Source organism: Spirochaetales bacterium (assembly GCA_016930085.1).
In the GTDB taxonomy this organism is placed as follows: Bacteria; Spirochaetota; Spirochaetia; order SZUA-6; family JAFGRV01; genus JAFGHO01.
Window position 1 is genome coordinate 1 of sequence record JAFGHO010000103.1, and the last position, 11648, is coordinate 11648.

The 11648-nt window shown below is 46.3% G+C and carries 8 protein-coding genes; 4 read left to right on the forward strand and 4 right to left on the reverse strand.

From position 1 onward, the window contains the following. The 3 genes from JW881_17440 to JW881_17450 all read left to right on the forward strand — a co-directional run. Positions 1 to 483, forward strand: a 483-nt coding sequence (locus JW881_17440) for a hypothetical protein (GenBank protein MBN1699308.1), incomplete at its 5' end; no start/stop codon positions are given. Between the two features lie 287 nt (positions 484 to 770). Then, positions 771 to 2372 carry a cellulase family glycosylhydrolase gene (locus JW881_17445; GenBank protein MBN1699309.1) on the forward strand — a complete coding sequence of 534 codons (1602 nt, stop codon included), beginning with the start codon at positions 771 to 773 and terminating at the stop codon, positions 2370 to 2372. A 75-nt stretch (positions 2373 to 2447) separates the two neighbouring features. Beyond that, positions 2448 to 5300, forward strand: coding sequence for a substrate-binding domain-containing protein (locus JW881_17450; protein ID MBN1699310.1), 2853 nt, complete (start codon positions 2448 to 2450; stop codon positions 5298 to 5300). A 76-nt stretch (positions 5301 to 5376) separates the two neighbouring features. Here the strand turns inward: JW881_17450 and JW881_17455 are convergent, their stop codons facing one another. Continuing rightward, positions 5377 to 6045 (reverse strand): response regulator transcription factor, encoded by a 669-nt coding sequence (locus JW881_17455; protein ID MBN1699311.1) that lies wholly within the window; start codon positions 6043 to 6045, stop codon positions 5377 to 5379. A 293-nt stretch (positions 6046 to 6338) separates the two neighbouring features. Between JW881_17455 and JW881_17460 the strand changes: the two genes are divergently transcribed. Next, complete coding sequence (locus JW881_17460; protein ID MBN1699312.1) at positions 6339 to 7055, forward strand: hypothetical protein; 717 nt, start codon at positions 6339 to 6341, stop codon at positions 7053 to 7055. Positions 7056 to 7057: 2 nt separating this feature from the next. Here the strand turns inward: JW881_17460 and JW881_17465 are convergent, their stop codons facing one another. The 3 genes from JW881_17465 to JW881_17475 all read right to left on the reverse strand — a co-directional run. After that, positions 7058 to 7816, reverse strand: coding sequence for a PilZ domain-containing protein (locus JW881_17465; protein ID MBN1699313.1), 759 nt, complete (start codon positions 7814 to 7816; stop codon positions 7058 to 7060). A gap of 248 nt (positions 7817 to 8064) precedes the next feature. Next, the gene (locus tag JW881_17470) at positions 8065 to 9492 is read right to left on the reverse strand and encodes an FGGY-family carbohydrate kinase (protein MBN1699314.1); all 1428 of its coding nucleotides are present in this window, start codon (positions 9490 to 9492) and stop codon (positions 8065 to 8067) included. Between the two features lie 42 nt (positions 9493 to 9534). Further along, positions 9535 to 11648 (reverse strand): adenylate/guanylate cyclase domain-containing protein (locus tag JW881_17475; protein MBN1699315.1); only part of this gene is annotated, 2114 nt, incomplete at its 5' end.

Genomic DNA, 11648 nt, shown 5'->3' on the forward strand with positions numbered 1-11648 from the left:
ACCGATCCTCCTGCGACCAATCCTCCTGCGACCAATCCTCCTGCGACCAATCCTCCCGCGACCAAGAGTGCCGGATCGGTATGGATCGATCCTGCATCAATGAACGTATCGAGAGGCTCTGCATTCACCAACGAAGTCCACGCCCACTCCGGAACACAGAAACTCGCGGCATACGGCGTCACACTCAGCTTTACATCGAGTATACTTACCGTCGACACGTCAATTGGAACGAACGGCGTTCAGGCCGGAGCTGACGGATTCGTGGCGGCCGTTAACGCAAATACTGCGGGAAGGCTTGTCATCAGCGGTTTCGATACATCCGGAAAAGGCCCGGGAACGGACCTTCATGTTTGTACGGTCAACTGGAATGCGAGCGGAAGCGGAACAACGACGATCAGTGTTGCAGTCGACAGTCTCGTCGATGAAAACACGAACAATATCGGTACAGCCAACGGTATCTCCGGAAGCGTCACAGTCAACTAATCACACCTCGCATTCACGTTGCAGCGAATATACGGGACAGCCTTTAGGCTGTCCCTTTTTTTATCCGCCACCCCAATCGGTCTGTTTCTACACGATACATAAGATTTTTATCCTATTTCATATTATATAATACTCCTCTATTGTTATAAGGTTTTTGGATTAAGCGGATAATACAATTCAACCTATCACAAAATCAAGAAAGTACTGATTGTGTTTGTATTATATAAAGAGTAAAGTGATTCATATATCGATAGAAACGTCAAGAAAAATAAAAGGTATCAATTGATATGAAAAAAGCCGGTATACTCAAGGTAATAATACTCGTGGTATATATATCCGGTGTCATTATATCCATTCAAACCGGGTTCGCGGATGACTGGCTCCAAACAAAGGGAAACAGAGTCTATGACAATAACGGCAACATTGTCTGGATCACCGGGATCAACTGGTTCGGTTATGAAACCGATACCTTTGTCTTTCACGGCCTGTGGACTCGCGATCTGGAAAGTGTTTTACATCAAGTAGCCGACCTTGGATTCAATGCCATCCGCATACCGATGAGTGTCTATTTTGTTCTGGAATCGAAGAAGGGATCGGTATATTCCAATAGCGTCACAATCGAATACAACCCCAACCCCGGCGCATCAAAAAACACTTATCTTGACGGAATGGATACGCTTGAGATACTCGATTACGCGATCGACTATTGCGGGCGTATCGGTTTAAAGGTCATCCTGGATATGCACAGCCTTTCACCCGACGGGTACCAGCATAATCTGTGGTACAATGAACAGTATAATTTCAATCATTTCAGGGAAGCGTGGCGCTATCTCGCCGGTCATTACCGGTACAACGATACGGTCATCGGGTTTGATATAAAGAACGAACCTCACGGGAAGCTTAATGAAGAAGGATTCCGCGCCGCCAAATGGGATTCATCGCTTGATCCGAACAACTGGAAAAGCGCGGTTGAACTGGTTGCGAACGAAATTCACTCCATCAATCCGCGTGTCCTCATCCTGATCGAAGGGGTGGAAGAGTACCGTGATTCGGCAATCCCCAATATCCGTGAAAAGCTGGGCCTTCCATATGATAGTACCACCGATCTTTCCATACATACCACATGGTGGGGCGGAAATCTCATGGGGGTACGTGTACATCCGATATCCCTTTTTCAACCCAGCCGGTTTGTCTATTCGCCCCATGAATACGGTCCGAATGTCCATATACAGCCATGGTTCGAATATGATTTCAACAGATCTGATTTGGAAATCGTATGGAGGCATTACTGGTTTTTCATTCATGAAAACGGAACCGCGCCCATTCACATCGGGGAATGGGGCGGTAATATAGCAGGTTCGGAAAATGCGGATAACCTGATATGGATGACGGCATTCAGGGATTTTATTGCCGAAAATAACCTCAATCATACATTCTGGTGCTTGAATCAGGATTCGGGCGACACGGGCGGTATTCTTGCCGGTTCTGCCTGGGAACAGGTCGATGAGAACAAATACAATTTTATCAAACCGACGCTTTGGCAGGATGTGTCCGGCAGGTTTGTCAGCCTCGATCACGAGGTGCCTCTCGGCAGCAAGGGGATAACCCTGACGGACTATTATTCCAATCCCGCAAACCCGACATTCCCCCCGGGCCCGTCACCCTCACCGACCGGCCCCGGGCTTCCCCGCAAAGGCGACGTCAATTCGGACGATAGCGTCGACATTGTCGACGCACTCATTATCGCCCGATATTGCGTAAAATTGCCGGTACCGATTTTCAATGATTATGCGGCCGACGTCAACGACGACGGCCTCATCAATATTATCGATGCACTCATCGTTACAAGGATATCCGTAAATATTAATCAGTACCCGATTCGTTATTGAATAATCCTGTTCTTTTATGATATATTATCCGTAACCTGAAACAGAATAATGAATCATCTGTCGGGTTGAAACCGTATGAAAGAGTTTTATGGAATCATGCATGACAGGAAAAAACATAAAAAATATCCGACAATCGGTCTCCTTGTCGATTGGGCCGGCAATTCATATGGCATAAAAATATGGAATGGTGCCTCTGATTTCGCCCTGGCGCATAATGCGAATCTTATCTGCTTTATCGGGGGTGCACTCAATACGCCGTACAGACACGAACGTCAGCGAAACAGTCTTTACGAACTTATCAACGCAGACAATATCGACGGCCTCATCATCTGTACCTCCCTTATTTCCCACTATGTCAGCGAAAGCGAATTGCAGGAATTCTGCTCCCGGTTCAAGCCCCTGCCGCTTATCAGTATCGGTAAACAACTTGAAGGTATATCGTCGCTTATCATCGATAATGTGTGCGGCATGAAAGAAATAATGAATCATCTTATCGCGATCCATGGATACAAACGCATCGCTTTTATCAATGGACCCGAAGAACGCAAGGACGCCCTCGAACGTTTCCTCGTTTACAAGGAAATTCTCGCGAACAATGGCCTCGATTTCGATCCGGAACTCATCGTTCCGGGCGACTATTGCATGACGGCCGGCCAGACCGCCGTTCAGGTACTGTTCGAGGAGCGCGGACTCGGGATCGACGCGATCGTCGCGGCAAATGATGCGATGGCTTCGGGAGCGATCGCCGCATTACGGGAACGTGATATCCATGTGCCCGGAGATATCGCCGTCGTCGGCTTTGACGACATCGAGGCCGATCACACATTCGCCCCCTCCCTCACCACCGTCCGCCAGCCGCTTTATGAAGTGGGAAGCAAGGCTGCACACATTATTCTCAATGCAATCGAAGGAAACGTCGGATACGTTCACGAAACGTTCCGGACCGAACTCATTATCCGGGAATCGTGCGGCTGTTTTTCACCGATACTCTCCTATTCGGGGCCACAGAACAAGAAAACGAGAAAACCTCTGCCGGAAATCGAACAGCGTCATGATTTCCTCAATGAAATGAACAAAATTCTTGTTCCCTCCCTTATTAAATTTTACGACTACGATTACGCGAAACTGGAAATAACGATAGAACATCTTTTAAAATCATTTTATTCCGAATTGCTCGGCAAAAAGACAGGGGCGTTCATCACTGCATGGAACGAAATTCTCCTTGAAGCCATTCAGGCGGGAAACAGGATCGGCGCCTGGCGGGAACTCCTTTCCCTCCTTCACCGTTATGGCCTCGTCTTGATACAAGATGAAGATGTCAGAAAAAAGGCCACCCAGCTTATACATCGCGCGAAAGAAATCATTGCCGACACGGAAGACAAGGTATCGCAGTATAAACGGCTTCGCACCGCCAAAGAGACCATGGCCGTGCAGGCGATCGGGGAGGAACTTTTCACGACAGTCGGATTGAGCGAACTGGTCGAATTACTCGAACGCAACTTTCCGCGATTGGGAATCAAAAGCTGCTATCTTTCCCTCACGGAGGAAGAAGAATATCTTGACGGCTGTTCCCGCGCAATCCTTGCATTTAACGAAAACGGGAGAATCGACCTCGGCGAAGAGGGTATTATCTATCCTTCGACGAAACTGGCGCCAAAGAAATTGCTCCCTTCGAACCGGTGTTATTCCATGATGGTCGAAGCCCTGTATCAGAAAGACAAACAGCGGGCGATTCTCATGCTCGAGATTCCTCCCCAGGAAGGGGTGGTATACAAAATTTTAAGCCGAAGGCTCGGGAGCGCCCTCAAGGGTGTTCTTCTGCTTCATCAGATCCAGCGCCAAACCAAAATACTCGCTTTGACCAATAAAAAACTCAAACAGGAGATCATCGACCGGAAACGCGCCGAGACCGCATTACGGGAAAGTGAAAAACGCCTGCGGGCGATTATCGAGGCGAATCCCATTCCGCTGGTTATTTACAGGGAATCCGATGAAAAGATTCTCTACACGAACAAATATTTTCACATTACATTTGGGACGAATTTTGCGCTTCTCAAAAACAGAACGATTTCAGATTTTTTCAATGATCCTCAGGATACCGCACAGCTTCACAAGGAATTGAAGAATACCTATTTCAACCAACAGCGATTTATCAGAAATACCGAGTTTTGCATGAAAAAAGACGATGGAAGTCTTTTCTGGGTCGTTATCTCCGTGGAGACACTTATCTTTAACGGAGAATCGGCGATAATAGCCGGGTTTTACGATATTACCGATAGAAAAAGACTCGAAAAGGAAATACTCGAGATCAGCGGGAGGGAACAGCACCGTATAGGGCAGGAACTCCATGACGGGCTGGGCCAGCAACTCTCCGGTATCGCCCTCATGTGTCAGGCACTTCAGGATGATCTGAAAAACGGCAATGCCAGCCTGAAAAAAGACATGGAAGAGATCATCAATCATGTTCATCTCTCTCTCGAACAAACGAGAAGCCTTGCATACGGACTTTTCCCCGTTCATCTTGAAGAAAACGGTATACTTTGCGCCCTTAACGATCTTTCCGAAAAAACCAGAAATCAATTCAGAATAAAATGCGGCTTCGAATATAAAGGAGATGTCGCAATCAAGGATAATTCCGTTGCCCTCCATCTTTTTCGTATTGCACAGGAGGCGGTGCATAACGCGGTAAAGCACGCGCATCCTCATAACATTTCGATCGAACTATCTCGTAAAAACGGCAGAATCTCCCTCAGCGTCAAGGACGACGGCAAGGGTTTCCCCGATTCAATCGACAGCAAGGGGATGGGACTCAAAATAATGCGCTACCGTGCCAATATAATCGGCGGCAAACTTTATATTCAGAGTAAAAATCACACCGGCACACTTGTTACCTGCACGATCGACACGGACCAACCATTGTCGAAATAACTGTAAGGCTTATAAGGATATTTCTAAGGCAATCTTTTTTATGACATCCGTTTGAATATTCGGCAAGCCGTAACGCTTACAATCTGTTACTGGTAATCCAATTGATTGCATACTTACGCAATTCAAATGAATTATTAATATGTAATTTGCCTTTGATATGATGTTTGTATGTTTCGATTGTCTGGACACTCAGATTGAGTTCATCAGCGATCTGGACGGGCTTCAAACCTTCACCGATAAGCTGAAATACCTCGAACTCCCTGTTGCTCAAGGTATCGATCGGATCCTTTTTTTCGATATTTTCCCTCTTCAGCATACCCATCAGCAATTTTTCTCCGATCTGTTTACTGACATATATTTTTCCGTCAAAAAACTGCCTGAGTGCTTCGAGCATTTCAGACGGCATCGACCGTTTCATGATATACCCGTTCGCACCGGCGTCCAGCGCGCGTTTCGCATATATTTCTTCGTCATACATCGAGACGACCAGCACCGATAATTGCGGATACCGCTCCTTCACTATTTTCGTCAACTCGAGTCCGCTGACGCCATTCAGGGAAATATCGATAATCGCATAGTTGTAGGTACCGGCATCGAGCTTGCTTAACGCTTCATGGGTATTGCCCGCCTCATCGATATGCTTTATCCCTATTTCTTTCCGGATAAGTTTGATAATCCCGATACGGAAAACGGGATGATCGTCGACCACAATAACCCTCGGCGTTTCTTTTTTTATTAATTTCACGTACTCCATCCATTCTTTTACGTTGCGTTCCCGTCTTTATTCTCGGTTCGGTTACCGGATCGGGAACAGCTTTCAACGCATTATTTCTTCACTATTTTTTAACTTCCTACCAGATTCAATCATATTTTGACTGTAACAAGAATCGGCGATACATTTGTTTTTCAAATAAGGATTTATCCCATTCAAAACATAAGTGTTTTCACAGAGGTTTCGCCCCGCATCGTCTGCGCGCATACCCTTTATCCCTATCGGGGAATACCGTACCGTCATTGCGTCTTTCTCAGCCGAACCGGATGGTCAAAAACAGTCATTGCGTTCTTGACCCCGTTTGTTTTTCCGGATATGATTGTGCCATGGACAGGGTGGCGCTCATCACCGACATCGACACGGAACCGGGTTCTTCCCTCTTGAAATATTGTTATTCCGATTATACTCATATTATCGGAACCGTCTCTTCTTCCGGCAGTAATTTCGCGCTCACCGATATGCCTGACGAACGGCTCGAGGTTGTCGAATGGAAAAAACGTTCTCCTTTTGAAGCCAAAAACATTCTGCTTTCGATCATTAAAAAATATAAAGCACTCGACGATGCCTTTATCATCCATTCATGTACGGCGGATGAAACACCGATTCACGACCTCGATATCGCGTATATCGACATGACTATCGATATATGGCTGAAACAGTACATCTTTCTTTGCCGTGAAATCCTTTCATATTTTTTAAACGGCGGAAACGGGTTCATGCTTTTGGTCAACAATATCGCTTACAAGCACGAAAACGGAAACGCCGCCCTCTTCGAATCGATTCATTATGGTTTCGACGGATTCATGCGGGACCTTGTGACGTTCTGCAAGAAATCGAATGTAAGAATCAACGGCATCACAGCGATATCACCGGATAGTAAATCACTTTCCGGCTATATAGAAAAGCTTCTTTCTGCAAAGTTCAGGGATATGTCGGGGAAAATCATGACATTCGGAAAGAACAAGAGACGTTTCCCTTTTTAGCGTCATTCGCTCACGTTTCCCTTTCCCTCTGCATCGGCATCATTATCGTCACCCGTATTCCGCGACATTCCGCCTTTTACCGTCTTTTTTGCCATATAATCGATAATCCGCCTGTTATACTCCGCCGGGACATTTTTCTCGTCGAAATTGATACCCAGGGCGATAAAATCTTCATGCTCCTTCATTTCTTCACACCTCAGAATTGTTCCCTGAATCTTGCATGCCCCCGTATATTCGAACAGAAGGATACCGAGAACCACCTTTTTACCCTCGAATTGTTCCGATTTTCCCGCCACGATGACCTTGGCACCGGAAAGTGAAAGATCGCGAAGCAGGCATTTTACCTTGAAATCTTCTCCGAGCAAAACTCCCTGGGTATTTTGAATCTTGAGCATACGCAGGGATTCTGGTGTAATGGTTATCCGCTCGTGACGCCGCTTTTTGACGGTCGATCCGGCTTCAATCAATTTTCCCAGAATCGCTATAAGGTCATCGGGCGGTTTCTGCATATAGCTGAGGTTGATGAAATACAGATTGGGATTTTTCGATATAAAGGGGTTGTACCCGTCGATTTTCGTCTGAATAAAAAAACAGAGAGGATTGGAATTATCCGGCCTGTGAAAAGCGAGCCTCAGGGTTACCTTTTTATTATTATGATTCACCTTGTCGAAAAAGCTTTTGGTTACCTGCGCGATCACCTGAGCCCTTACCATTGATGATGAGTTCAGAATACACGGGAAGGTGTCCTTACCGCATTTCATATAAATTTCCTTAGGCAAAATCCGGGTAAACTCGATAACCTTTTTATTAAAGGTTATATCGATTTCCCGATATTTTTCAAAAAATTGCTGTATTCTGTGTAATGTTAACGGTGACATAGCTCTTACCATTAATGTATATATATAAGCTTGTTATTGTCAAGGAAAAGAGAAAGTTTACGATAGAGAGCCCAAATCATTATGAAACACGAAACACCCAGATTTATCCATTACCATTATACACCTCATCCCTAACCCGGTTCCACGGAAAATCCTTTTGCGATGCCGCTTAATGCTTTATATTTCCCATACAAACAATCGTATCTTTTTTTTGCCTCATCCATGGCATAAAATCGTTCTCTGATTCTCACCATATTCTCTGCCGCTTCAATCGGGTTTCCGTATTCCCCTAATCCGGAAAAGCCCACACAGGCACCCCCCAGCAATTCGGCATCCCGAATCTCGGGCACCGATATCGTTTTGCCGGTAATATCGGCACGCTGCTGGTTCCACACGCTATACTTTGCCGGTTCTCCCGAAACCCGAATTTCCGTAATACGGTATCCGTTTTCTTCCATTTCCTCCATGATTTCCCGCACCGCGTAGCCGAGTGACTCCACAATGGCCATAAACAGGTGTTCCTGTCTGTGTTTCTCCGTCAGGCCGGCAATCACCCCGCCGGATGAGCCTTCCCAGAGAGAGGTTCGCGACCGTGAAAAATGGGGAAGAACGATAATCGGTCCGGCGTCCGGCTTCGCGGCACCCGCTTTATCATAAAACCGTGCTATATCCTGTTCTTCTCCACCGATAAGGTGGAGAAACCACTCGATGAGTTTTCCGGACGTATTGATGACCCCGGAAATATTGAAAAAGCCCTGCTTTATATGAGGAAAACAAAGCAATTTCCCCCGTTCAACCGGTCTGGCGCTGCAGTGATTGAGCCCTTCCGAGGTCCCCGTCCGATCACATGTCCTCCCTTCATGTATCGCGGCCGTACCGAGTAATGCCATCAAAAAATCAGGACCGCCGGCGAAAACCGTAATCCCGCCCGGCAGCCCCAGTTCCTCTGCGATACGTGGCAGTATTTCACCCACGTTCTCACCGGTTCGAATGAACGGCGGGAATAAACGCGGATCCAGCTCGAGTTTTTCGATCAAGGGAGTGCTCCACATATACGGGGCGTAATCCGGAGTCGGCAGAATGGCCCGTGCGTTCCCCGTCAGATACAGATTCATGTATTCGGGGCATGGAAGAAAGTAACGGACATTGTCATAAACCCGTTTTCTGTTCGTAGAAAGCCAGTATGCCTTTGCAAGATAGTATGAGGATTCGCCGGCACCCCCGGTTTTTTCCATGATCGTTTTCGACAACGCTTTCTCCGGATCATTCAGCCACGTCAATGCAAAAGAAAGCGGTTCACCGTTTTCTCCGGTCGGAACAAGGGTCGGTCCATTGCCGCAAACAACCATCGCCCGTATCCCTTCTCGTTCGCTTTTCGGGAAACGCCGTACGGCCGTTTTCAGACACGTTATCCAGTGAAGCGGATCGGTTCCCCCCGTATCCGGATCTCCTTCACGATCGTCCGGGATGCGTTCCTTTGAAAAGGCCTTCAGTTTTCCCTTCTTGTCGATAATCGCGGCTTTTAGTGTTGTCGTTCCGATATCACACGCACAAATCATCGTTTCCGCCGGCTTTATCTCCTTACTGCCATATGATTTTTCCTATTTTGCCTTTAAATGGAAAACTCCGTTCCATCGTGTCGGGGGCGGATTTCTCCGATACAGCCTTATTCGTTCGATGAATATCCCGCTTGTTTCATCATTATATCTGGTATCGAGAAAAGTGAATATTTTCAAGGCTTCATCCCAGTCTTTTTTCCTGTATTTTTCAAGTCCGGACTCGAAGTTTCTTTTCAATTCCCTGATTTTCCTGATGACCAGCCTTTTTTCCTGCAGCAATTCGAAGATACGCACCGGCTTGTTCTTTCCCTGTACCGTTATCAGGTCTATTTCCCTGCATAAAAAATCCTCCTTGACCTTTGTATACACATCCTCGCTGATAAGGGATTTGGTATGATATTCCTTGTTCGCCCCTTCGAGCCGCGCGGCGAGGTTTACCGTATCCCCGATACTCGTAAAATCCATTCGCTCTTTCGCGCCCACACTGCCGAAGACCACCGGACCCGTGTTTATACCGATCCCGATGGAAATAACCTTTTTATTTTCCTTGAGCCTTTTTTCCCTTTCCTTTGCCATAGCCGCCCGTATGTCCATTCCGGCTTTACATGCATTCTTTTCCTTGAATGGTCCGTCGAATGTCGCCATGATCTCATCACCGACAAACTTATCGATATCGCCGTGATTGTGGAGAATAATCGAAGACTGAATATCGAGGTAATGATTGAGAATCGACACGACCTTCGCCGGCGGTAACCCCTCGCACATCGTCGTAAATCCGCGTATATCGGTAAAGAGAAAGGTCATTTTTCTCAAGCGCGATGTCGGGCTTTCATTTTCCGCGTGCTGAAACGTTGAAGTCGAAATATAGGGAATCATGCCGCGAATCACGCCCGTCATATCCTTGAACTCCGACGATAACGTCTTTATCTCGTCTTTTGTCCGCACCACATCATCGTACCGCAACAGGTTCGCCGATACTTTCACTTTCCCCTGCATCATGTTCGAGAGGGTATCTGAAAGTTTATTGACGCTCATTCGGAGAAAAAGAATTGGATGAACGATTCTGCTCCCGAAAAAATAGACCAGGATGATCGAAATATAGACGAAGAAAAAACTGATAAGGATTGCCTTGACCTGTGTCCGAAAATACGGCTCGAAAATGACATCCCTGTCATACACGACAACCGTGTACCCGATAATAAACGCCCCCCACGCTACCGGGGCCACAAACTCGTAACTCCGTTCCTTTTTTGAGTATGCATACATCGCCTCCTTCGTATTCCTGTATGTATCCTTTATCCTATTCCCGATAAGTGAACTATCCGTTGAAGCGGTGACGACGAAATCGTTTGCGTTCTTCATCCGGTCATAATACGACATGGAGATAAACCTGAAATCTGACTCAATATTTTTTCGCTGCTGCTTTCCAAAGTAATCCCTGATCTCGATATCCTGTGGCATAAGCGTCTGCACTACGGTGGCGCATCCTTCAGCCTGTGTTCTCCCGTTATGGATCATCCGTGAAAGAACGGTTTTATTGAAATTCAGGAGAAGGATACTGCTTAGTATGATAATCAGGATGCAGATAAGGCTGACAAATGAAAGAAGAAGTTTTTTCTGAATTCCAAGCCTCACTTCGACCTTGAGGAGTTTCCCCTCCCTTATTTTCTCCTTGAACGCGATATATTCCTGAAAGGTGGGATTTTTCTTTTTGAAATACACGACCAGCACAACCAGAAAGAGGATGTTATATATCACCGAAAGACCGATAAGGACATATATCACCGGGGACAATGTCAAAAAAAACAAAATGTCTGCCGCGTATCTGATGACATAGATAACGATAAAAAAAATGATGCAAAACGAGAGGACGATATTCAACAGAACCGGTATAAACCGTTCCGGATCGCATAAAACGGGAAGTTTTGAATGGAGCAAAGCGGAGATCAGCTTCAACAGACATATGACGGGAAGAAGATAGATAACGCAAAATGACAATATGGAAACAACCATCTCCCCGCCGCGCAATTCGAAAAGCAGAAAAACCAGTTTGTGCGGATTTATTCGCAATACGTCCGGGAAAACGAATGGAATCGTATACCACGCTATAACGACGGATGCGTAAAACACCTCAAGACCGTGAAGGACGAACGGTA